Source organism: Arthrobacter sp. B055-34 (assembly GCF_059090425.1).
In genome coordinates this window covers 280,722-302,245 of sequence record NZ_JBNHFQ010000005.1, presented here as the reverse complement: position 1 = coordinate 302,245, position 21,524 = coordinate 280,722, and the positions used below count along the sequence as shown (strand labels likewise).

Genomic DNA, 21,524 nt, shown 5'->3' with positions numbered 1-21,524 from the left:
TGGGCAGCCTCTCCTTTGCTAATCTACGGCAGGAATTCCTGTTCCCGTACGGTCAGGCGTTCCGGAACACGACGACGGCGTTGTGTCCGCCGAAACCGAAGGAGTTGTTCAGCGCCACAATGTCGCCGCTGGGCAAATCCCGAGCGGAGGTCACGACGTCCAGCGGGATCTCCGGATCCTGGTTATCGAGGTTGATGGTCACAGGTGCCTTGCGTTCGTACACGGCAAGAGCCGTCATGACAGATTCGACGGCGCCCGAGGCACCCAAGAGATGTCCAGTCTGTGACTTTGTTGCCGAGACCGAGACGTTGTCCACCTGATTGCCCAGGGCAGCCTTGAGCGCCGTGTACTCGGGTTTGTCGCCGACCGGAGTGGAGGTGGCATGAGCGTTGACATGGACCACGTCTACGGCCTGGGCGCGGGCGTCAAACATAGCTGCCTTGAGCGCCCGGGTCGCTCCAAGGCCTTCCGGATCCGGGGCCGTGATGTGGTACGCATCGGCGGTAACTCCGGAGCCGGCGAGTTCGGCGTAAATACGGGCGCCGCGGGCCAGGGCGTGTTCCTCGGCCTCAAGGACGAGCGCGCCGGCTCCTTCGCCCATGACGAATCCGTCGCGGTCCACATCGTACGGCCGTGAGGCGTGCTCAGGGTCGTCGTTGCGCTTGGAGAGCGCCTGCATGGCGCTGAAGGCGGCAATCGGCATGGCATGGATGGCAGCTTCGGCGCCGCCGGTCATGACGACGTCGGCCTTGCCGGCGCGGATGAGATCAACGCCCATGGCGATGGCCTCGGTGCCTGAGGCGCACGCGGAAACAGGAGTGTGGGCGCCGGCGCGGGCACCTAGATCCATGCTCACCGCTGCTGACGGGCCGTTGGGCATCAGCATGGGCACAGTCATCGGCAGGACCCGGCGGGGCCCCTTTTCCCGGAGGGTGTCCCAAGCATCCAGAAGTGTCCAGACGCCGCCGATACCGGTAGCGAAAGCTACGGCCAGCCGGTCGTGGTCGATATCCTCGATTCCCGAGTCCTTCCAGGCTTCACGCGAGGCGACCACGGCGAACTGCGTGGAGGGATCCATTCGCTTGGCCTCGACGCGGGTCAGTACTTCGTCCGGCTTGTTCGAGGCCCGGCAGGCAAAGGTCACGGGGAGTTCGTAGCGGGCTACCCAATCGTCTTCAAGGGTGCGGGCGCCTGATACGCCCTTTAGAGCGTTCTTCCACATCGTGGGGACGTCGCCGCCGATGGGCGTGGTGGCGCCAAGGCCGGTGATGACTACTTTGCGTGCCATTTACTTATTCTCTCCAAGGGTGTGGGGCAAAAAATGCAAGAGTCGGCGGCCGGACCGATTTCCACCCGGCCGCCGGTCCCTGTGAAGGGAAAACTTACGCCTGGGCGTTGGCGATGAAGTCTACGGCGTCGCCAACGGTCTTGAGGTTCTTGACCTCTTCATCGGGAATGCGGACGCCGAACTTTTCCTCAGCGTTGACGACGATCGTCATCATGGAGATGGAGTCGATGTCCAGATCGTCGGTGAAGGACTTGTCCAGTTCGACAGCCTCGGGAGCGAGGCCGGTTTCCTCGTTAACGATTTCGGCCAGGCCTGCCAGGATTTCTTCGTTGCTAGCCATTGAAGGCTCCTTTTCTTGTGGTGCCGGCACGGTGTCCGGCCGGGGTTGTCAAACCGCTGAATACGGCTTGGAATGGAAAACTGTTCACATGCAGGGGAAAATGCAGCGGAACGACTGCGATACTACGGCAGAACGATGACCTGTGCACCGAAGACCAGCCCCGCGCCGAAGCCGATCTGCAACGCCAGGCCTCCGCTGAGCTGGGGGTTTTCCTGCAGCAGCCGGTGCGCGGCCAGTGGGATGGACGCCGCCGACGTGTTCCCGGCATCTGCGATGTCGCGGGCGACCGCGACACTTTCCGGAAGCTTGAGCTGCTTGATCATCTCGTCGATGATGCGCATATTGGCCTGGTGCGGGACGAACGCGGCCAGCTCTTCCGGCTTGACCCCGGCCTCGTCCAGGGCGCGCTTGGCAACCTTTGCCATTTCCCACACGGCCCAGCGGAAGACCGACTGTCCGTCCTGCCGCAAGGTGGGCCACAGCTTCTTGCCGTCCTCGCTCCGTTGTGCGGCAGCTGCGGAGAGAGAGCCCGCGGCCTCTGCCGCCAAGGACAGCTCCCGCACGTCGTTCAGCGAATGGGTCATGCCGATGACGTCCCATTTACTCCCGTCCGAGCCCCAGACCGATGGTCCGATGCCGGGTGTGTCGGAAGGGCCGATAACAACGGCGCCTGCACCGTCACCGAGCAGGAAGGAGATGGTCCGTTCGGAGTTGTCGATCACATCCGAGAGCTTCTCAGCTCCTACCACCAGAACGTATTCGGCCGCGCCGGAACGGACCAGGGCGTCGCCCTGGGCAATGCCGTAGCAGTAACCGGCGCAGGCAGCGGAAATATCGAATGCCGGCGCGGGCGTTGCCCCCAGCCGGTCTGCCAGGGCTGCAGCGGCCGACGGTGTGGCGTACGGGTGCGAGACTGTCGAGACGATGACGGCCCCGAGCTGGGAGGCTTCGATGCCGGCCTTCTCGAGTGCTTCATTGGCAGCGCCCTCGGCCATGTCCACAACGGAAGTGTCCGCCCCGGCCCGGTGGCGCGTCACAATTCCGGTCCGCTGGCGGATCCACTCGTCCGATGATTCAATCCACTGGCAGACATCGTCGTTCGTGACGATGACATCGGGCCGGAAGGCTCCCATACCGAGGATGCGGGAATGTTCGCGCAGTGGGGACTGGCGCATGACGGGGGTGCTCACTGGTGGATGTCTCCAGACTTATGTTCATTGGTAAGGGCGGCGCCGGCCGGTGTCTGCTGTGTATGTTCGGCGATGAAGGCACGGGCCTGCTCGAGCTGATCAGGGGATTTCAGGGCCATTGTAGCGACACCCCTCATGCCACGCTTCGCCAGCCCCGTCAGCGTCCCCGCTGGCGGCAGTTCGAGCAGGCCGGTCACGCCCACGGAGAGCAGTTCCTCCATGCACAGATCCCAGCGGACGGGCCTGGAGACCTGGGCTATCAGACTGTCCAGGTTCTGCTCGCCGCCGGCAACCGGTTCGCCGTCGTAGTTGGATAGCAGCGTCAGTGCCGGAGAGGCAGGGGAAAGCTGCGGACGCAGCCCTTCCAAGACACCGACGGCGGGCGCCATGTGTTCGGTATGGAAGGCGCCGGCCACCTTCAGAGGGATGACACGGGCCTTGGCCGGAGGGTTATCCGCCAGCTTCTGGAGTTGGTCAAAGGTGCCGGCTGCCACGATCTGCCCGCCGCCGTTCGCGTTCGCGGGCGTAAGCCCGGCGGCGTCGATAGCTGCGAGAACTTCCGACTCGTCTCCGCCGAGCACTGCACTCATGCCTGTCGGCGTCTGGGCCGCGGCCTGGGCCATCGCGTTGGCGCGTTCGCGGACAAAGGCCATCGCATCGTTTTCCGTTAGGGCGCCGGTTATGGCCGAGGCCGTAATTTCACCGACGGAGTGTCCGGCCACAACCGTGGAAAGATCCAGCGGCTCGTCCGCCGTCAGCGCCCTGGCCGCCATGAGGCCGGCCGCGACGATCAACGGCTGGGCGACGGCTGTATCTTTGATGGTCTCTTCGTCGGAAGTGGTTCCGTGGGCTACGAGGTCCAGCTTCGCAATGTCGCTGAGCAAGCTCAGGTGCTCAGCGACGCCGGGGACGTCTAGCCAAGGGGAGAGGAATCCTGGGGTCTGGGAGCCCTGGCCCGGGCAGACAATTGCAAGCACTTATCCAGCTTTCCAAAGAGGTTGGGTTTCTTAGGGTGTTTTGGCAAACGAAGCTCGCCTGATCCCTTTGTAGGAAGTCTACAAGGACAGGTTGTTACTGCCGAGTAGGCGCGCGCTCCTGGGCGGGCCGCGCCGCGGCCACCAGACGGCCAACAACGAGGGCTGTTTGCAGAACGAACGCCTCGCGGGGGAGCAGCGGATCCCAGCCCGTCACGTCGCACACTCTCCGCAGACGGTACCGCACGGTGTTGGCATGGACGAAGAGTTCCCTGGCGGTCGCCTCCAGGGAATGGCCGAGGGACAGGTAGCTGGAGAGCGTTTCGCTGAGTCCATTTCCGGCGTTGACCAGCGGCACGTAGATGTACTTGTACAGGTCGCGGCGTGCGGCGTCGTCTCCCGACATGACACGTTCGGGCCACAGATCGTTTGCCGCCACAGGACGTGGCGCACCTGGCCATGCCCTTGCAGCCGAGAGGCCGGCAAAAGCTGCCTGCGCCGACATGCTTGCGTCAACCAACGATTTGGTTTCCGGTCCGTAGACAACGGGGCCGGGACCGAACAGTTCGCTGAGCCGGATGAAGGCTGAGCCCTGGTCGGAGATGCCGCCAAGTACCAGAATCAGCCTCTCGCCCTGGATCCCCACCAAGGTATCGTCGGCAAACCGTGAACTGGCCCGGCGTATTTCAGCGACGAAGGACGGGCTCGGTTCCGACGGGGAGCTGCCGACCATGACGGTAATCCTGCCGGCGGATTTCCAACCGACGGCGGCGATACGAGAACGCAAGGCGTCCGAGCTCTCGCCACGCAGGATCGCGTCGACGACAAGCGCCTCCAGCCTTGTGTCCCAAGCACCACGGGTCTCGGCGGCACGCGCATAGACGTCCGCGGCGGCGAAGGCCACCTCCCGGGAGTACCTCAGGACTGCCTCACGCAGCGATGCTTCGTCGCTGCCGCCGGCCAAGTCGCTGACCTGGTCCTCCACGGCTTCAACGACCACCCGGATCAACTGCAGGGCGCGTTGCAGGCTGATTGACCGGGTAAGTTCGGTCGGAGCCGTACCGAAAACGTCGTTCATGACCCAGGCAGGCGATGCCGGACGTTCATACCAGGTTACGAAGGAGGCGATACCTTTTTGTGCAACCAGGCCCAGCGCGGCCCGCTCGTCGGGACGAAGGCTGCGGTACCAGGGCAGCTCGCTTTCCAGCCGCTTGAGCGTCGTGGTAGACAATGCGCCGATCTTTGACCTGAGCCGGTCAAGGGTGGCTGCGGTAGCTGGCGGCTGCTTGCTTGAGGGCGGTCTGGTGCCGCGCGCCGCGCTCTTCGGCGACGCTTGCGGGGCCGGGGTTGCGGCGTTGGTCCGGGGCTGGGGCATGCCTTGAGCATACGCACTTGGCGTCCTGTGCTCCATTCGCTCTTTTGTGTGGTTCCTACTAAAAAGGCGGGAACTGTTCCCGAGCCCGACGCGGGTCGGGGAGATAAAAAAGCAGCGGGCACCCCTTCCGGAGGTTCCGCTGCTTTTCCACTCATGCCGCTTGGTCAGGAATCGCCGCCGGCGTTTCCGGACGTACCGGCCGTGACGTCGTTGAGCTTGTACCGGTCGAAGGCTTCCTTGGGAGCGTTCTGGTCCACCTCACCGCGGCGGGCGAGCATTTCCAAGGCGCGGACGACGATCGAGTGGCTGTCGATCTTGAAGAACCGTCGGGCAGCTGCACGGGTATCGGAGAAGCCGAAGCCATCCGCACCGAGCGTGGCGAACTCATTGGGCAGGAACTGGCGGATCTGGTCCGGCACCGCCTTCATGTAGTCGCTCACGGCAACAATGGGCCCGGTGGCGCCCTCAAGCTGTCCCGTGACAAACGGCTTGCGCGGCTCGGAGCCGGGGTTCAGGAAGGCTTCTTCCTCTGCCGCCAGGCCATCCCTGCGCAACTCGGTCCAGGAAGTGACGGACCATACGTCGGCGGAGACGCCCCATTCATCGGCGAGGATCTGCTGCGCCTCAAGCGCCCAGGGTACTGAGACACCGGAAGCCAGCAGTTGGGTCCTAGGACCGTCAACCTTGGCCGGCGCCAGCAGGTAGATGCCCTTGAGCAGACCTTCGACGTCGAGCTCTTCGGGCTCTGCCGGCTGCAGGATCGGCTCGTTGTAGACCGTCAGGTAGTACATGACGTTCGGATCCTTGGAATCGGGTCCATACATGCGCTCCAGGCCGGACTTCATGATGTGTCCGATTTCGTAGCCGTACGCGGGATCGTAGGTGACGACCGCCGGGTTGGTCGAAGCGAGCAGCGGCGAATGGCCGTCTGCGTGCTGCAGGCCTTCTCCGGTGAGCGTGGTCCTGCCGGCCGTGGCGCCGATGATGAAGCCTCGGGTCATCTGGTCCCCGGCGGCCCAGAAGGAATCACCGGTGCGCTGGAAACCGAACATCGAGTAGAAGATGTAGATCGGAATCAGCGGCTCGCCGTGGGTGGCATAGGCGGTTCCTGCAGCTGTGAAGGCGGCGGTGGAACCGGCCTCGTTGATGCCCGCGTGCAGGATCTGCCCGGAAATGGACTCCTTGTACGCCAGGACCAGGTCGCGGTCCACGGACAGGTAGTTCTGGCCTTTGGGGTTGTAGATTTTCGACGTCGGGAAGAACGAGTCCATGCCGAAGGTACGGGCTTCGTCCGGCACAATCGGGACAACCCGCTTGCCGAAGTCCTTGTCCCGCATCAGATCCTTCAGCAGACGCACGAAGGCCATCGTGGTCGCAGCCATCTGCTTGCCGGAGCCGCGCTTGGCAACCTCGTAGGCCTTGTCGTCAGGCAGATGGATCGGCTCCGCAGTGTTCCGCCGCTCGGGCACGTAACCGCCCAGAGCCTTGCGCCGCTCCTGCAGGTACTGGATCTCGGGGGAGTCCTGTCCTGGATGGTAGTACGGCGGCCGGTACGGGTCGGCTTCGAGCTGCTCGTCGCTGATCGGGATCCGCAGGTGGTCGCGGAACTGCTTTAGATCATCCAGAGTCAGTTTCTTCATCTGGTGGGTCGCATTGCGGCCCTCGAAGTGGGTGCCCAGGCCGTAGCCCTTGACGGTGTGCGCCAGGATGACCGTCGGCTTGCCCTCGAACTCGGTGGCAGCCTTGTAGGCGGCGTAGACCTTGTGGTAGTCGTGGCCACCGCGCTTGAGGTTCCAGATCTCTTCATCAGAAAGGTGCGACACCATTTCCTTGGTCTGCGGCGTCTTGCCGAAGAAGTGCTCGCGGACGAAGCCGCCGGACTCGGCCTTGTAGGTCTGGTAGTCGCCGTCCGGGGTTTCGTTCATGACGCCTATCAGGGCGCCGTCCTTGTCGGCGGCCAGCAGGGGATCCCACTCACGGCCCCAAACAACCTTGATGACATTCCAGCCGGCGCCGCGGAAGAACGCTTCGAGTTCCTGCATGATCTTGCCGTTGCCGCGTACCGGGCCATCAAGGCGTTGGAGGTTGCAGTTGATGACAAAGGTGAGGTTGTCGAGGTTTTCATTGGCGGCCAGCTGGAGCAGGCCGCGGCTTTCCGGCTCGTCCATTTCGCCGTCGCCGAGGAAGGCCCAGACGTGCTGGTCCGATGTGTCTTTGATGCCGCGGTTGTGCAGGTAGCGGTTGGACTGCGCCTGGTAGATGGCGTTCATCGGGCCGATACCCATGGAGACCGTCGGGAACTCCCAGAATTCCGGCATCAGCCGGGGGTGCGGGTAGGACGAGAGCGCATGGCCGGCCTTGGACTTCTCCTGCCGGAAACCGTCCAGGTCCTCTTCGCTCATGCGGCCTTCGAGGAAGGCACGGGCATACATGCCTGGGGAAGCGTGTCCCTGGAAGAAGACGTGGTCGCCGCCGCCGGGGTGGTCCTTGCCTCGGAAGAAGTGGTTAAGCCCGACTTCATACAGGGTGGCCGCGCCGGCGTAGGTGGAGATATGACCGCCGACGCCGATGTCGGGCCGCTGCGCGCGGTGCACCAGCACCGCGGCATTCCAGCGCAACCAGGCCCGGTACTTGCGTTCGATTTCTTCCTTGCCCGGGAAGGCAGGTTCCTGGTCGGCGGGAATGGTGTTGACGTAGTCCGTGGTGGTGACCATGGGCACGCCGACGCTCTGGGCGCCCGCTCGTTGCAGCAGGGAGCGCATGATGAACTGTGCGCGCTCGGTGCCTTGGGACTGAATCAGCTGGTCCAGCGATTCGATCCATTCCGCGGTTTCCTCAGGATCGCGGTCCGGGAGCTGGTGTGTCAGCCCGCTCAGGATGTGCGAGGTATCTTCTCCTGCGCTCACGTCCAACCTCTCTTATGTGCAGATTGTGTCTGCGCCGTGCATGGTCAAGCGTCCCGGCCGCGCTTACGGCGGGCAATGTCTCCGGCTTCAAGCGGAAGCATTGGTCGCTGAATCCCGGCGCAGTCCGGTTTGGACGCGCGCGGATATTCTTCGTGCAACTCTAGCCGCTCATAGTGCCATAGCGTAGCCGCGGGGCTGCCCGTGAACCCGTTGATTACGCGGTGGATGGACGCATTATCACAATTGCAGCAGGGGCAGCCTTTTTCACACCGGACGCGGCGGCTGGCTTGATGCATCCGCCAATAGGGTGTTGGCTTGTAGTATCCATTACAGGACCGCCCCGGTCCTGTACATGCAGGTACGACAGTTGCAAGACAGTTCCAACCAGGAGGAGCACAGTGAGCGAGGCCGAGGCCGCCACGGTTGACAATGTGGCAGGCAAGTTGGGTTTCAAAGACGGAGACCTAATACAGGAGTTCGGCTACGACGAGGATGTGGATTTCGATCTGCGTGCCGACATCGAAGAGTTGACTGGCTCCGAACTGCTCTCCGAGGACGACCAGGATTCCGTCGATGCTGCCATTCTCTGGTGGCGGGACGGTGACGGAGACCTGGTAGACGCGCTGGTGGATTCCCTCACCATGCTCGACGACGGCGGTGTGGTGTGGGTCCTGACGCCGAAATCGGGACGGGACGGCTACGTGCCGCCGTCGGATATCCAGGAAGCAGCACCCACGGCAGGACTGCACGTCACCACGTCAGCAGGAGTCTCCGATGACTGGGCGGCAGCCCGGCTCGTAAGCAAGAGGAACAAATAACCGTATGAGTTTTCCCGCCGTCGGCAAGGCTGCCCCGGATTTTGAGCTGTCCAACCAGTTCGGGGAGCCGATCCGTCTCTCCGAACTCCGCGGCCAGTCCGTCGTAATCGTCTTTTACCCCTTTGCTTTCTCCGGGATCTGCACCGGCGAACTGTGCGCGCTACGTGACGATCTGGCGTCTTTCAAGGATCAAAACGCCCGATTGCTAGCCGTGTCCGTTGACCATAAGTTCGCGCTGCGGGCCTTTGCCGAGCAGGAAAGCTACGAATTCGATCTGCTCGCCGATTTCTGGCCGCATGGCGGCGTGGCGAAGGCTTATGGCGTGTTCGACGAAGAATCCGGAATGGCAGGACGCGGAACGTTCATCGTGGACGCGGACGGAATCCTGCGTCACGTGATCAACAGCCCTCGTACCCAGGCGCGGGATATCCAGGAGTACCACCGCCTGCTGAAAGAGCTTTAGGCTGCTTATGGACCGGCGACGGTTTGACCAGGCGCTCAGTGCCATGGCCGGCCGTCGTCTTGCTGTCCTCACGGGTGCCGGCCTCAGCACGGATTCGGGCATCCCGGATTACCGTGGGCCGGACTCCGTGCCGCGCAGCCCCATGACATATCAGCAGTTCGTGTCGGATGAACTGTTGCGTCGCCGGTACTGGGCGCGCAACCATGTCGGCTGGCGCCACATGCACCGGGCCGAGCCCAATGCCGGCCATCTCGCCCTGGCGGCCCTGGAACATGCGGGGCTGATGACAGGGCTGATCACCCAGAACGTGGACCGTCTTCATGAAGACGCCGGCAGCATAAATGTGATTGACCTACACGGGCGGTTCGATAAGGTCATCTGCCTGCAGTGCCGCCGGGTAATCGACCGTTCCGAACTCGCGGACCGACTGGAAGCCATGAATCCCGGATGGCCCGACTTCTCAGCCGATCCCGGCGATGTGGCCCCCGACGCGGACGCCGACGTCGGTGACACGGCGCACTTTGTCATCGCGGACTGCGAAGTGTGCGGGGGGATGCTGAAGCCGGACTTTGTTTATTTCGGCGAGAACGTTCCCAAGGACCGCGTTGCCGCGGCCTATGCCATGGTTGACCGCGCCGAGGCACTGCTGGTGGCGGGATCATCGCTGACGGTCATGAGCGGGCTGCGTTTTGTCCGCCATGCCGCCAAAACAGGCAAGCCGGTGGTCATCATCAACCGCGGCAGCACACGCGGTGATGAACTGGCGGCGGTGAAGCTCGAGGCAGGCGTCTCTGAGAGTCTGGAGAGCCTCACAGCGGAGCTTCCTGCCCTGTTCGCCGATGATGCAGATGATGCCAGTGAGTCCAGTTGGCACATCGGGCCAGTTATCCGGTAGAGTATTTCCTTGTGATGTTGCGGCGGATAACGCACTGCGGCACTGTACAAAACATCACCATTGGGTCTTTAGCTCAGCTGGTAGAGCGCCACGTTTACACCGTGGATGTCATCGGTTCGATCCCGGTAGGACCCACCCTCGCAGGGTTCCGGCAACGGAGCCCTGCTGTATTTAACGGCAATACGTGGCCAGTTCCAGGCGCAGCGTCCAGCTCCTGCACAGGTTGCGTTGAGACCCCGGCCATGTTGCTGTGGTAGCAAAGATGAAACCGGTTTCCGATCCGAAGGTAGTCAATGCCTAGCACCAAACGTCGGCCGATCTTTGCCCTCCTGGGGAGTGCGGCCGCCATCCTCCTTGCCGCGCAGACTGTAGACGTAGCGGTCGACAGCCGGGGCGGGGACGAGGACCTGCAGGCCCAGGCCATCTCCAGGGCAAGCCAGGTAGAGAATCACCGGGTGAACGGCCAGGAAGGCGCCGGCGCGGATGCGAAGGCGCCTGAGCCCAGCCTGGATGAGCAGCAGTTTTCGGCCGCAATGGACGAGTATGCAGCCGCAACAGGGAAGACGTTCTCCGCCGCGGTGTACGACCCGGCCACGGATGAAACCTGGACCTACAACGCCCGCCAAGGCTATATGGAAGCAAGCATCGTCAAGGTGTCCATGGTCCTGACGCTGATCCGTGAAGCCACGGAGGAAGGCCGGGGACTGACTTCCGATGAGATGGACCTGGCGGCCCGCATGATCCAGTCAAGCGACAATGACGCCACTAACGAGCTCTACCGGAACATCGGCGGGGCCGAGGCGTTGCAGGAGACCTACGACCTGCTGGCCTTGACGAGCACGGAGGCAGGCCCCCTCTGGGGCGCGTCGACCACCACTGCAGCTGACCAGCTCAAGATCGTCAACGCCGTCATCTACGGAACCGACTGGCTGAATGAAGACCAGTTGGCCTATCTCCAGAAACTGATGAACCGGGTGGAATCGTCCCAGTACTGGGGAGTTCCTTCCGGCACCACCCACGCCTCAGTGGCACTGAAGAACGGCTGGCTGCAGGACGACGACGGCAAATGGGATGTCAACAGCATCGGCTACGTCAGTGAGGACAGCACGGAGTACGGGATCACCGTTCTCTCGTCGGGCCATCCGGAGATGGAAGACGGTGTCTCACTGATCGAAGACATTGCGGGCATCATCCATGAACTCGAACGCAGCGATGCAGCCCAGGGGCGTGCCGGATCCAACTGACCCCCGTAATGCCGGTGGGCACCAAGAGCTGGCCGTGCAAAATAGTGCAACGGCTTAACCGCCCGGGCGCTGCCGGACTAGGCTGGAGCGTGGATACCTATCCGGGCTGCCCACGCGAGCAGGCCCGGGTCCACGCAAGCAAACAAGCACTGGAGAGTAATGAGCGCACACATCGGTGTGACAGGTCTGGCAGTCATGGGCGCCAACCTGGCACGGAATTTTGCCCGTAACGGTTACACCGTTGCCCTGCACAACCGTTCGGTGGAGAAGACCGATGCCCTGCTGGACCAGCACGGGGATGAAGGCGACTTCGTCCGCACCGAGTCACTGCAGGAGCTGGTGGACTCGCTGCAGAAGCCACGCCGTGTGCTGATCATGGTCAAGGCCGGAAAACCCGTGGATTCGGTCATCGAGCAGCTGACTCCGCTGCTTGAAGAGGGCGACATTGTCATCGACGCCGGCAACTCGCACTATGAGGACACTCGCCGGCGCGAAGCCGCATTGGCCGAGAAGGGCCTGCACTTCGTCGGAATCGGAGTCTCCGGCGGCGAGGAAGGCGCCCTGCTCGGTCCGTCCATCATGCCGGGCGGTTCGCGCGAATCCTACGATTCCCTCGGCCCCATGCTGGAAAAGATTTCAGCAAAGTACGACGGCGATCCCTGCTGCCGCTGGATCGGCACCGACGGCGCGGGTCACTTTGTGAAGATGGTCCATAACGGCATCGAATACGCGGACATGCAGGTGATCGGCGAGGCCTTCGACCTGCTGAGGTCCGGCGCCGGCATTGAGCCTGCCGAGCAGGCAGAGATCTTCACCGAGTGGAACAAGGGCGAGCTGTCGTCGTTCCTGATCGAGATCACTGCGGAGGTACTGGCACATACGGACGCCAGGACCTCGAAGCCGTTTATCGACGTCGTTGTTGATTCCGCCGGCCAGAAGGGCACCGGGCGCTGGACGGTTGTCTCGGCACTGGAACTGGGCTCGCCGGTATCGGGTATCGCCGAGTCCGTCTTCGCCCGCGGCTTGTCCTCGCAGCGGGACCAGCGGGCCTTGGCGCAGGACGTGCTGGCCGGCCACGAAGAGCAGGTGCAGGTACCCGAGGGCTTCGTCGAGGACGTCCGCCAGGCGCTGTTCGCGTCGAAGCTGGTCAGTTACGCCCAGGGCATCGACATGCTCACCTCGGCGGCGAAGGAATACGGCTGGGAACTGAAGCTGGACGAAATCGCTTCGCTATGGCGTGCGGGCTGCATCATCCGCGCCGAGCTGCTCGATGACATTATGAAGGCCTACGCCGATGAGGACCGCCCCGAGAACCTGCTGTTCGCTCCGGCCTTCGCCGAAGCCATTGCGGCAGCGGTACCGGCCTGGCGCCGCGTCGTGGCGACCGCCGTGCAACTGGGCATCCCCGTCCCGGTCTTCTCCAGCTCCCTGGCCTACTACGACGGCCTGCGCCGCAAGCGGCTGCCGGCTGCCCTGACGCAGGGCCTGCGCGACCTGTTCGGCGCCCATACCTACCGTCGGGTTGACGCCGAGGGCACCTTCCACACGCAGTGGAGCGGCGATAAGTCCGAGGTCGAGGCTGTGGACACGCACTAACAAGGCGAACGGTCCTGCCGGAGCGGTCTGATGGGCCGCACCGGCAGGACCACTAGCTTCGGCAGGATTACAGCAGTTCGGCGCGTAGGTCCGCTGCGGACTTGGGCGAGAGCAGTCCCGGCGGCACGTCCAGGACGGTCACGGCGCCGAACTGGCCCTGATGGTTCAGCCGGTGCACCGCGCGTGCGTAGGCCACCAGGACGCTGGCGGTGAACTCCGGGTTGCTCTCGAGCGTGAGGCCGTATTCAATGACCTGCGCATGCTCGCCGCTGGTGTTGCCGCTGCGGATCGAGAAACCGCCGTGCGGCATTGCGCGGTGGGCCCGGGCGAGTTCCTCTGCCGTGATGAAGTGCACCTCCGTGTCGTACTGGTCGAAGTAGTGCGGCATCGTCACGATGGCCTCCTTGACTGCCGCGGGGTCCGCGCCGTCTGCCAGCACTACGAAGCACTCGCGTACATGCTTCTCCCGGGTCTCCAGCTGCGGACGGCTGCCATTGCGGACCTTGTCGATGGCCGTCTGCGAGGGAATGGTGTACTGCACGCCGCCGGCTACCCCGGGCACCCTGCGGACGGCATCGGAATGCCCCTGGCTCAGGCCCCGGCCCCAAAACGTGTACGTGTCGCCGTCGGGCAGGAGAGCCTCGCCGTAAACCCTGTTGATGGAGAACATGCCCGGATCCCAGCCGGCGGAAATCAACGCAGTCTTCCGGTTGGCGCGTGCCGGGCCGTCCACGGCGTCGTAATACTCCGGAATGCGCGCATGGGTGTCAAAGCTGTCCACGGTGTTGAACTGTGCAGCCAGGACCGGTCCCTGCGCAGGGAGGTCTTCCTTTGAGCCACCGCACAGGATCAGCACGTCGATGTCCTCCTCGTAGGCAGCCAAGTCGGTCATGGCGTACACGGCGGTCCCGGGATGCAGCGGTACCAGGTCCGCCGGTTGGCGGCGCGTGAAGATCCCGGTCAGCTGCATGTCGGCGTTCTTCTCCACCGCGGCCTCCACGCCGCGGCCCAGGTTTCCGTAGCCGGCAATGCCGATGCGGATGGTTTCACCCATGGTCAGTCCGCTCATCAGGTTCGCCCACCGAGCAGAGCTGCGGGCGGGCAGCACTTTCGTGCCAAGCTCAACCGGCCCCTGTGGAAGCGGGCCGGAAACGCCGAAGGCCCCGGGCTGCCGCAGGAGCAGTCCGGGGCCTTCGGAAGTCAGCAGATCAGATCCACATGGCGGGATCGATGTATTCGGCCGGGTCCACGGCGGGCGTCGTTTCCCGCTGCGGATCGCGGTGCCGGAACGTTGCGGGAATGCCGGTGATGATGGATTCCGGGGGTGCGTCCTTAACAACGACGGCGTTGGCTCCCACCGCGCTGTCCGCGCCGATAACAACCGGACCCAGCACTTTCGCGCCCGCCCCGATGACCACGCGGTCACCGATGGTGGGGTGTCGCTTAACCTTGGCCAGCGAACGGCCGCCGAGCGTGACGCCGTGGTAGATCATGACGTCTTCGCCGATCTCCGCCGTCTCGCCGATCACCACGCCCATGCCGTGGTCGATGAAGAACCGGCGGCCAATGGTGGCACCGGGATGGATCTCGATGCCGGTCACAAACCGCCCCAGCTGCGAGAGCAGCCGCGCAGGGAAGCGCAACGACGGATTGGCCCACATCTTATGTGTCGCCCGGTGGATCCAGATGGCGTGCAGGCCCGAATAGGCTAAAAAGTTCTCTACGGACCCACGGGCCGCCGGGTCGTGTGACCGGGCGGTCTCGAGATCTTCACGCAGTCGCGCTATGAAACCCATGGAAGCTTTCTGATCGGCAGTAACCGCTGGGCGGCCGGACAACTTAACCGCGGATGTCGTCGTACAGGATGGTGGAGATGTAACGCTCGCCGAAGTCCGGGACCACGGCCACAATCAGCTTACCCGCGTTCTCCGGACGCTTGGCTACCTCGAGGGCGGCCCAGACGGCGGCACCGGCGGAGATGCCGCCGAGGATGCCTTCCTTGATGCCGAGCTGGCGTGCCACGGCTACCGAAGCTTCAGTGGGGGCGTCGAGCACCTCGTCGTAGACATCCGTGTCCAGGATTTCGGGGACGAAGTTCGCGCCCAGGCCCTGGATCTTGTGCGGCCCGGGATTGCCGCCGGTAAGGATGGCGGAGTCCTCGGGCTCGACGGCGATGACCTGGACTGAAGGTTTGCGTTCCTTCAGCAGGCGGCCGGCGCCGGTGATGGTGCCGCCCGTGCCGATGCCCGCAACGAAGATGTCTACTTCGCCGTCGGTGTCTGCCCAGACCTCTTCGCCGGTGGTGGAGCGGTGGATCGCGACGTTGGCCTGGTTGGCGAACTGCTGCGCCCAGATGGAGTTGTCCGTGGTGGCCACGATTTCCTTGGCCTTCTCCACCGCGCCCCGCATTCCTTCGGAACCCGGGGTCAGCACGATCTCGGCGCCGAAGGCGCGCAGCATGACACGGCGCTCGGTGGACATGGTCTCCGGCATGGTGAGAATGACCTTGTAGCCGCGTGCAGCGCCCACCATGGCCAGCGCTATGCCGGTGTTGCCGGAGGTGCCCTCTACAATGGTTCCGCCGGGCTTGAGTGCGCCGGCCTGCTCGGCGGCATCCACGATGGCGACGCCGATCCGGTCCTTGACGCTGTTGGCCGGGTTGTAGAACTCCAGCTTCACGGCTACCGTCGCCGGCAGCCCATCGGCCAGACGGTTAAGCCGAACCAGGGGAGTGCGTCCAACAAGCTGGGTTACGTCGTCGTAAATACGTGCCATTATTGCTGATTCCTGCCTTTTCCGGCCCATGGCCGATATGGATGTACACGCAGCGGGCAGTGCTGACACGCCCGGAGCAAAGATACGTTTAGCCTAGCCAGCGCTCACAGCGCCGGGCTAAGCCGCCAGCCACTGGGCGTAATATTTTCTGGCTTTGGCCAATTTCGGGTCGATTATGACGCGGCAATACCCCTGCTCGGGGTGCTTGGCGTAAAAATCCTGGTGGTATTCCTCGGCTGTGTGGAATGTCGGCAGCTCGGACACCTCGGTGACAATCGGGTTGTCCCACAGCGGCTGGGCCCGCTCGATCGCGGTTTCGAACGACTGCTTCTGCTCCTGGTCTGTGTAGTACATGACCGAGCGGTACTGAGTGCCGACGTCGTACCCCTGGCGGTTCAGAGTGGTCGGATCGTGGGAGACAAAGAACATGTCCAGAATGACGTCCTCGGGCACCACCGTCTCGTCGAAGGTCACCGCCACGACTTCCGCGTGCCCCGTGGTGCCGGAGCACACCACTTCATAGAAGGGATTCTGCGTGTGGCCGCCGGTGTAGCCGGAAACCACTTCGGTCACTCCGCGGGTCTTCTGGTACACCGCGTCCAGACACCAGAAGCAGCCGCCGCCCAAAACAAAAGTCTTCATGGTCGTTAACAATGTCAGACGGGCTGCCAAGATTCCCAATGTGTTCCACGTCACGACAAAAACGCGCACTCGAACCGGCCGATGGGGTAGAAAAGGACGTATGAACGACGATGAGCAGCCCGAGACCAAGCAGGACGCCGGAGACACGTCCAGCGAGCCTGCGCCGGAAGCGGGTGGGACCCCGATTCTTGGCGACGTGCTGCTGGCCATCGAAGAGCTGTGGCCCGAATCGCTCTCCGAGCCGTGGGATGCTGTTGGCCCCGTGGTGGGCAGGCCTTCGGCAGAGGTAAAACGCATCCTCTTCGCGGTGGATCCCACGGCGGACGTGATCGCCGAAGCACTGGCCTGGGACGCGGACCTGCTGGTCACTCACCACCCGCTGCTGCTCAAGCCGGTGAACTCGGTAGCGACCTCGCACTTCAAAGGTGACGCCATCCACCGCCTGATCGAGGGCGGCTGCGCGCTGGTGACCGTACATACCAACGGCGACAGCGCCGTGGGCGGGGTTTCCGATGTCCTGGCCGACGCCATGGGCCTGCGCGATGTCCGGCCGCTGGCCGCCGCCGAAAACGGCCTGCCCGAGGAAGGCATCGGGCGGGTCGGGGAACTGGCCGACGGGACGACGCTGGGCGAATTCGCCGCCACTGTGTTCAGCATGCTGCCGGCGGTAGCCGGGGGAGTGAAGGTGGCAGGGGACAAGGACGGCATTGTCCGCACCGTGGCGGTGTGCGGCGGCGCCGGGGACTCGCTCTTCGACGCTGTCCGGGCGGCACTGGCCGATGTATACGTCACCGCTGACCTGCGCCACCACCCGGCGTCGGAAGCTCGTGAGGGTGCGGTCGACGGGCGGCCCTACCTGATCGACGTCTCGCATTTCGGCAGCGAGTGGCTATGGCTCACACCGGCGGCCGATGCGCTGGACAACGTGCTTACGGACCAGGGATACAACGTTGAGGTCAGCGTCAGCGGCATCAACACCGATCCGTGGGATTTCATTCTGACGCCCGGGTCTTGATCCCGTGCCGGGGCGGTGGACGCAAAGGATAGGCTAGAAGGCACGCCGGGCCGCAGGGGCCGGGCAGGATCCGGAGGATTTTCATGGCGAAAGCACCAGCATCGGAGCAGTTGCGGCTGCTCGACCTCCAGGCACTGGACAGCAAGGTAACCCAGTTGGACCGCCGCAGCGCCAGCGTGGCCAAGAACGCGGACATCGATGCCTTGTTGGAGAAGCTGGCCACTGCCGATTCGGAACTTGTCACGATCAACACCGAGGTTGGCGACACGCAGCGCGAACTCCAACGGGCCGAGACGGACGTGGAAATGGTCCAGACGCGGATCGACCGGGACCAGAAGCGGCTGGACAGCGGATCCGGATCACCCAAGGATCTTTCCGCCCTGCAGAGCGAACTCGTGTCGCTGAACAAGCGGCGTTCGGATCTTGAAGACGTCGAACTCGAGGTGATGGAGCGGCTCGAAGCCGCCCGTGAGCGGCAGGCCGACCATCAGAAGTCCCATGATTCCCTGCGGGAGGAACTGGCCGCTTTGGAGAAGACCCGGGACGCGGACCTGGCCGCCATCGCCTCCGAGCGTGCAGCCGTAGCCGCCGAGCGCGCCGAGCTGGCCGGCACCTTCGAGCCGGCCTTGCTGGCGCTCTATGAGAAGACCCGCGCCCAGCGGGGCGTGGGCGCAGCCAGGCTCTTCCACGGCAAGTCGGAAGGTTCCGGCATGCAGCTCAGCCCGGGCGACCTAGCCGATATCAAGAAGGCCGCCGAGGACGACATTGTCTTCTGCCCCGATTCCGGCTGCATCCTGGTCCGCTCCACAGAGTGGGCCAGCTAAACCGGCTGGAGGGCAAAACCTAACTGAATCTCCCGCCCCTGGCCGCCATCCGTCGTCGGGCCCTGCGCCGCAAGGACCGGACGATCCTTCCTCCCGCCGCGACCGCCGGAATGTGCGCGCGTGTCGAAGAGTGGGGGCGCTCCACGGTAACGGTCCGGCCGCCCTCTGACGTGGCCCGGATGCGGAGCGTGGCTAGCGCGTGGCTAGTGGCAATGACTCCGGCAGCGCTAAGGGAGACGGCTAATCGGTAATCTCCGGCGGAGAGCTGCGAGGTGTCTATGCCCGCGAAGTCCTCAGTGGCGAAATAAGCATGGGTGTAGTCGCTCAATCCGTCGCCAAAAGGATCGGTGGGCACTTGGATGCGTCCGGTACCGAGGCTGAAGGAATAGGTCCTGGCGCTGTCCGAAAGCAGCAGGTAGTAGAGCCCAGAACTCCAATCAGGCATTTCCACACCCCGCACGGCAAACGGGCCTTCGACGTGCAAAAGGTTTCCCCGCACCCACGTCCGGTTCAGGGCGACGTCAGATTGGGCCGTCGTCGGGCTCGTAATCGCTCTCTTGTCCACCCGGCTACCCGCGTTATCCGAGCGCAAGCGGACCAGATGCTGGCCGCAGTTCACCTCGGCCTCCAGCTGTTCGGCGGCAGTCAACGGGACCCTGACCGGACCGTCTTCGGAGTCCATTTCCAGCTCGAGGTGGTAGAACCCTTCCGGCAGCCCGCTGACGTCGATTCCGGCATCCGCGGGGGTGCGGAACTGCCCGTACCGGTAGTCGGCGAACGCATCCTCAAAGTATTTGAAGTAGAGACTGCGGTTGCCCATTCGTTCCAATGGGTAGGGAAAAGAACCGGCAGCACCAGTCAGCACGAGTTGGGCGGGCGCTGCGGCAGGGTGGCCGACGCCGTGCCCTTTGGGGAAGGCGACGCCGGCCGGAAACAGACGGCCGGGCCCAGTCCGGCAGGACACGAGATTGGCCACCACTTCTCCCGCGGCCTGTTGATCAGCGAGTGTCCCGGCAGCCAGGTCAGGAGCCAAACGCTGGCCGTTGCGGACCACGCCGAAACGCGGCGGAACGTTCTCGGCCAAAGCGTACAACGTGGACAGGATCAGCGGCAGGTTGTACCGCGTGACGTCCGAATGCTCGTTCACCAGATCGGAATGGGTTTCGACGTAGTTGAAATTCGCGTAGTCGGAGAACAATGGAAGGCCCGGAACAATCTGTTCGGCATGGAACTGGTCTTCGGGCGAACTGAAGAGATAGATGTTTCTATCCTTGCCGGCATCCGCCGCGATCGCCTCCGGGAGGAGTCCGTCGAGAATCTGCTGCTCCCGGGTAGAACCCTCCACAGTCATATGATCAAAAATGACGGGCCGATGCCGTCGGGCATGGGAGCCGATAAATAGCTGCGGAGCGCTGGCGAGAATATTCTTGAAACCGTACTTGATGCCCAGATAGAGAGCCGCGAATCCACCTTTGGAAAAGCCCGCCAGCGTGCACTGGTCCTTCGTCAGTCCCAGCCGATCCAGCTCCGCCTCGATGAGTTTGACGATGGCATCTTCGATGGAGAAGTCCATGCCGTGGCAGAGGTAGTAGGCGAACTGGCCGTGGAATTTGTCTTTGATCCATAGCCAGTGCGACTGGCTGTTGCGGGAAGCCCGGCCATCGAACTCGTACGAGTCAATGGGGCGAATTCCCGCAAACATCACGATCAAATGCCTGCGGTCCAGCTTCGCCTTGCGCCGCTTGTACAGAACGGTACTTTTGCCGTGCCTGAATTCCAGTTCTTGAACGGTCAACCTGCTACCCCGCCGATTCCGGCAGGATGATGTTCAGCGCGTGCGACTTGCGCCCGGCTCCTGCCACCAGCTCCGCCTGCCATTTCTCCTGCGCGGCCTTGAGCAGGTTGGCCGGGGTTTCCGGCGCCTTGCCCCGGCGGGTGAGCAAATGGCGGGCGAGCTCGCCCCGGGTGTGCTTGGCAAAGTGGGAGACGACGGTCCGCTTGCCGTTGCGCTCCTGGAAAACGTTGACCACTACCGTCCTGTCGGCAGCAGGCGACCAAGCTGCTGCATAGCTGCTGGAGCGGCAGTCCACCAGCAGATGCCCGTCCGCATGAGCGTCCAGCGCCGCGGGCAACTGCTTCTTCCAGTAGCTGGCGAGCTTCCCTGTTTCGGGCAGGCCCACCGACATGGAGAGCCGGTAGGCAGGAATGAAGTCCGGGAAGCCGATGGCTCCCCACAAGGCAGAGACAATAACGACGGCGGCGTCGGCCTTGCGCTTCTGCGCCGGGGTCATGGTGCGGTAGCCCAGAGCGTCGTAAAGGACGCCCGAATAGACGGTATGGGCGGCGGCCGACGGCTCGTTGTGCAGGCGTGTGTTGCGTTCCACTTCGGCGGCCAGCGACGCACCGACGCCGAGACTGACCAGCGCATCCGGTTGCGAACTGACATGGGCCAGGGCGTTCAGTACTTCTTCGCGGGCTGGATTCAGCTCCGGAAAATGCAGTTCCGAGAGCTCGAACGGATGGCCCTTGGCGGCGGCGGTTTTACCTTCGGAGGGAGGAAGCAGAATCAGCACCCTACGAGCTTACAGATTCCGCCGGAGGTGTCCGCGCGTCGTGCCGCGGACTGTATCCTTGGAACTGGATGGGTTGGCTGGGCGATCGCGTTGGCAGGTGCAAACCTGCTGCCGAGGAAAGTCCGGGCTCCGCAGAGCAGAGTGGTGGGTAACGCCCACTCGGGGTAACCCGCAGGCCAGTGCCACAGAAAACAAACCGCCAGGACCGCCTATGGGCGGGATCTGGTAAGGGTGAAAAGGTGGTGTAAGAGACCACCAGTGTCCCGGGTGACCGGGAGAGCTAGGTAAACCCCACTCGGAGCAAGGCCATACAGGGTACGTTCGAGGGCTGCTCGCCCGAGTGCCCGGGTAGGCCGCTTGAGGGCATCGGCAACGGTGCCCCTAGATGGATGATTGCTACCCGGCGGCGGGCAACTGCCGCCGGCGACAGAACCCGGCTTAAAGGCCAACCCATCCCACTACGAGCAGCTGCTTGTGAGTGACTTCACACGTATCTGGAACCAGCGCCCTTCCGGAGTCTCTAGAATAGATATGGGCATAGTCCTCAACACAGCTGCCGCTTGCGGCGGTTGTGGCTCTGCACGAAGTAGACGGATCTTCGTTGCA

At 63.6% G+C, this 21,524-nt stretch carries 19 protein-coding genes, 1 tRNA gene and 1 other RNA gene; 9 read left to right on the top strand and 12 right to left on the bottom strand.

All coding sequences use genetic code 11. The features are described 5' to 3' along the window. Positions 1–52: 52 nt before the first annotated feature. From fabF to aceE, 6 genes are all read right to left on the bottom strand, one after another. Positions 53–1,288 (bottom strand): beta-ketoacyl-ACP synthase II, encoded by a 1,236-nt coding sequence (fabF, locus tag AC5RWO_RS12225; protein ID WP_498731619.1) that lies wholly within the window; start codon positions 1,286–1,288, stop codon positions 53–55. A 94-nt stretch (positions 1,289–1,382) separates the two neighbouring features. Then, complete coding sequence (locus tag AC5RWO_RS12220; RefSeq protein WP_074702064.1) at positions 1,383–1,628, bottom strand: acyl carrier protein; 246 nt, start codon at positions 1,626–1,628, stop codon at positions 1,383–1,385. 122 nt (positions 1,629–1,750) lie between these two features. Continuing rightward, the gene (locus AC5RWO_RS12215) at positions 1,751–2,803 is read right to left on the bottom strand and encodes a beta-ketoacyl-ACP synthase III (RefSeq protein ID WP_498731700.1); all 1,053 of its coding nucleotides are present in this window, start codon (positions 2,801–2,803) and stop codon (positions 1,751–1,753) included. Between the two features lie 11 nt (positions 2,804–2,814). Continuing rightward, a complete protein-coding gene (locus AC5RWO_RS12210) occupies positions 2,815–3,795 on the bottom strand; it encodes an ACP S-malonyltransferase (protein ID WP_498731617.1) in 981 nt (326 codons plus the stop codon). 94 nt (positions 3,796–3,889) lie between these two features. Next, positions 3,890–5,167: a PucR family transcriptional regulator gene (locus AC5RWO_RS12205; protein WP_498731616.1), complete on the bottom strand. Its 1,278-nt coding sequence runs from the start codon at positions 5,165–5,167 to the stop codon at positions 3,890–3,892. Positions 5,168–5,331: 164 nt separating this feature from the next. Continuing rightward, positions 5,332–8,073, bottom strand: coding sequence for a pyruvate dehydrogenase (acetyl-transferring), homodimeric type (gene aceE / locus AC5RWO_RS12200; RefSeq protein ID WP_498731615.1), 2,742 nt, complete (start codon positions 8,071–8,073; stop codon positions 5,332–5,334). 398 nt (positions 8,074–8,471) lie between these two features. On the opposite strand from aceE, the gene AC5RWO_RS12195 reads away from it, so the two are divergent. The 6 genes from AC5RWO_RS12195 (at position 8,472) to gnd (ending at position 13,089) form a co-directional block, all read left to right on the top strand. Continuing rightward, a complete protein-coding gene (locus AC5RWO_RS12195; RefSeq protein ID WP_498731614.1) occupies positions 8,472–8,891 on the top strand; it encodes a DUF3052 domain-containing protein in 420 nt (139 codons plus the stop codon). Positions 8,892–8,895: 4 nt separating this feature from the next. Next, positions 8,896–9,354 carry a peroxiredoxin gene (locus tag AC5RWO_RS12190; protein ID WP_498731613.1) on the top strand — a complete coding sequence of 153 codons (459 nt, stop codon included), beginning with the start codon at positions 8,896–8,898 and terminating at the stop codon, positions 9,352–9,354. A gap of 7 nt (positions 9,355–9,361) precedes the next feature. Continuing rightward, a complete protein-coding gene (locus AC5RWO_RS12185; protein WP_498731611.1) occupies positions 9,362–10,249 on the top strand; it encodes an NAD-dependent protein deacetylase in 888 nt (295 codons plus the stop codon). 62 nt (positions 10,250–10,311) lie between these two features. Further along, positions 10,312–10,384, top strand: a tRNA-Val gene (locus tag AC5RWO_RS12180). A 158-nt stretch (positions 10,385–10,542) separates the two neighbouring features. Continuing rightward, entirely contained in the window at positions 10,543–11,493 is a 951-nt protein-coding gene (locus tag AC5RWO_RS12175; RefSeq protein WP_498731610.1) for a serine hydrolase, read from the top strand. Between the two features lie 159 nt (positions 11,494–11,652). Beyond that, complete coding sequence (gene gnd, locus AC5RWO_RS12170) at positions 11,653–13,089, top strand: NADP-dependent phosphogluconate dehydrogenase (RefSeq protein ID WP_498731609.1); 1,437 nt, start codon at positions 11,653–11,655, stop codon at positions 13,087–13,089. Between the two features lie 67 nt (positions 13,090–13,156). Here gnd and AC5RWO_RS12165 read toward each other — a convergent pair whose 3' ends face one another. From AC5RWO_RS12165 to msrA, 4 genes are all read right to left on the bottom strand, one after another. Continuing rightward, entirely contained in the window at positions 13,157–14,143 is a 987-nt protein-coding gene (locus tag AC5RWO_RS12165) for a diaminopimelate dehydrogenase (RefSeq protein WP_498731698.1), read from the bottom strand. 154 nt (positions 14,144–14,297) lie between these two features. Then, complete coding sequence (epsC, locus tag AC5RWO_RS12160; RefSeq protein WP_074702081.1) at positions 14,298–14,885, bottom strand: serine O-acetyltransferase EpsC; 588 nt, start codon at positions 14,883–14,885, stop codon at positions 14,298–14,300. A 43-nt stretch (positions 14,886–14,928) separates the two neighbouring features. Continuing rightward, entirely contained in the window at positions 14,929–15,864 is a 936-nt protein-coding gene (gene cysK, locus AC5RWO_RS12155; RefSeq protein WP_498731608.1) for a cysteine synthase A, read from the bottom strand. Positions 15,865–15,981: 117 nt separating this feature from the next. Next, positions 15,982–16,506: a peptide-methionine (S)-S-oxide reductase MsrA gene (gene msrA / locus AC5RWO_RS12150; protein ID WP_498731607.1), complete on the bottom strand. Its 525-nt coding sequence runs from the start codon at positions 16,504–16,506 to the stop codon at positions 15,982–15,984. Positions 16,507–16,606: 100 nt separating this feature from the next. Between msrA and AC5RWO_RS12145 the strand changes: the two genes are divergently transcribed. After that, positions 16,607–17,521, top strand: a complete 915-nt coding sequence (locus AC5RWO_RS12145) for a Nif3-like dinuclear metal center hexameric protein (protein ID WP_498731606.1) — start codon at positions 16,607–16,609, stop codon at positions 17,519–17,521. Positions 17,522–17,604: 83 nt separating this feature from the next. After that, a complete protein-coding gene (locus AC5RWO_RS12140; protein WP_498731605.1) occupies positions 17,605–18,345 on the top strand; it encodes a zinc ribbon domain-containing protein in 741 nt (246 codons plus the stop codon). 19 nt (positions 18,346–18,364) lie between these two features. Here AC5RWO_RS12140 and AC5RWO_RS12135 read toward each other — a convergent pair whose 3' ends face one another. Together AC5RWO_RS12135 and AC5RWO_RS12130 are read right to left on the bottom strand one after the other, a co-directional pair. Further along, positions 18,365–20,140 carry an accessory Sec system protein Asp2 gene (locus AC5RWO_RS12135; RefSeq protein WP_498731604.1) on the bottom strand — a complete coding sequence of 592 codons (1,776 nt, stop codon included), beginning with the start codon at positions 20,138–20,140 and terminating at the stop codon, positions 18,365–18,367. Between the two features lie 4 nt (positions 20,141–20,144). Then, positions 20,145–20,918: a YaaA family protein gene (locus tag AC5RWO_RS12130; RefSeq protein ID WP_498731603.1), complete on the bottom strand. Its 774-nt coding sequence runs from the start codon at positions 20,916–20,918 to the stop codon at positions 20,145–20,147. A 69-nt stretch (positions 20,919–20,987) separates the two neighbouring features. On the opposite strand from AC5RWO_RS12130, the gene rnpB reads away from it, so the two are divergent. After that, positions 20,988–21,375, top strand: an RNA gene (gene rnpB, locus AC5RWO_RS12125) — RNase P RNA component class A. Positions 21,376–21,524: the final 149 nt, after the last annotated feature.

What these genes read in the sequence shown, in the direction of transcription:
- cysK (WP_498731608.1), bottom strand. Translation starts at nt 15,864, where the DNA reads ATGGCACGTATTTACGACGACGTAACCCAGCTTGTTGGACGCACTCCC.
- gnd (WP_498731609.1), top strand. Translation starts at nt 11,653, where the DNA reads ATGAGCGCACACATCGGTGTGACAGGTCTGGCAGTCATGGGCGCCAAC.
- AC5RWO_RS12220 (WP_074702064.1), bottom strand. Translation starts at nt 1,628, where the DNA reads ATGGCTAGCAACGAAGAAATCCTGGCAGGCCTGGCCGAAATCGTTAAC.
- AC5RWO_RS12205 (WP_498731616.1), bottom strand. Translation starts at nt 5,167, where the DNA reads ATGCCCCAGCCCCGGACCAACGCCGCAACCCCGGCCCCGCAAGCGTCG.
- AC5RWO_RS12215 (WP_498731700.1), bottom strand. Translation starts at nt 2,803, where the DNA reads ATGCGCCAGTCCCCACTGCGCGAACATTCCCGCATCCTCGGTATGGGA.
- AC5RWO_RS12165 (WP_498731698.1), bottom strand. Translation starts at nt 14,143, where the DNA reads ATGGGTGAAACCATCCGCATCGGCATTGCCGGCTACGGAAACCTGGGC.
- msrA (WP_498731607.1), bottom strand. Translation starts at nt 16,506, where the DNA reads ATGAAGACTTTTGTTTTGGGCGGCGGCTGCTTCTGGTGTCTGGACGCG.
- AC5RWO_RS12185 (WP_498731611.1), top strand. Translation starts at nt 9,362, where the DNA reads ATGGACCGGCGACGGTTTGACCAGGCGCTCAGTGCCATGGCCGGCCGT.
- AC5RWO_RS12175 (WP_498731610.1), top strand. Translation starts at nt 10,543, where the DNA reads ATGCCTAGCACCAAACGTCGGCCGATCTTTGCCCTCCTGGGGAGTGCG.
- fabF (WP_498731619.1), bottom strand. Translation starts at nt 1,288, where the DNA reads ATGGCACGCAAAGTAGTCATCACCGGCCTTGGCGCCACCACGCCCATC.
- AC5RWO_RS12190 (WP_498731613.1), top strand. Translation starts at nt 8,896, where the DNA reads ATGAGTTTTCCCGCCGTCGGCAAGGCTGCCCCGGATTTTGAGCTGTCC.
- AC5RWO_RS12140 (WP_498731605.1), top strand. Translation starts at nt 17,605, where the DNA reads ATGGCGAAAGCACCAGCATCGGAGCAGTTGCGGCTGCTCGACCTCCAG.
- AC5RWO_RS12145 (WP_498731606.1), top strand. Translation starts at nt 16,607, where the DNA reads ATGAACGACGATGAGCAGCCCGAGACCAAGCAGGACGCCGGAGACACG.
- epsC (WP_074702081.1), bottom strand. Translation starts at nt 14,885, where the DNA reads ATGGGTTTCATAGCGCGACTGCGTGAAGATCTCGAGACCGCCCGGTCA.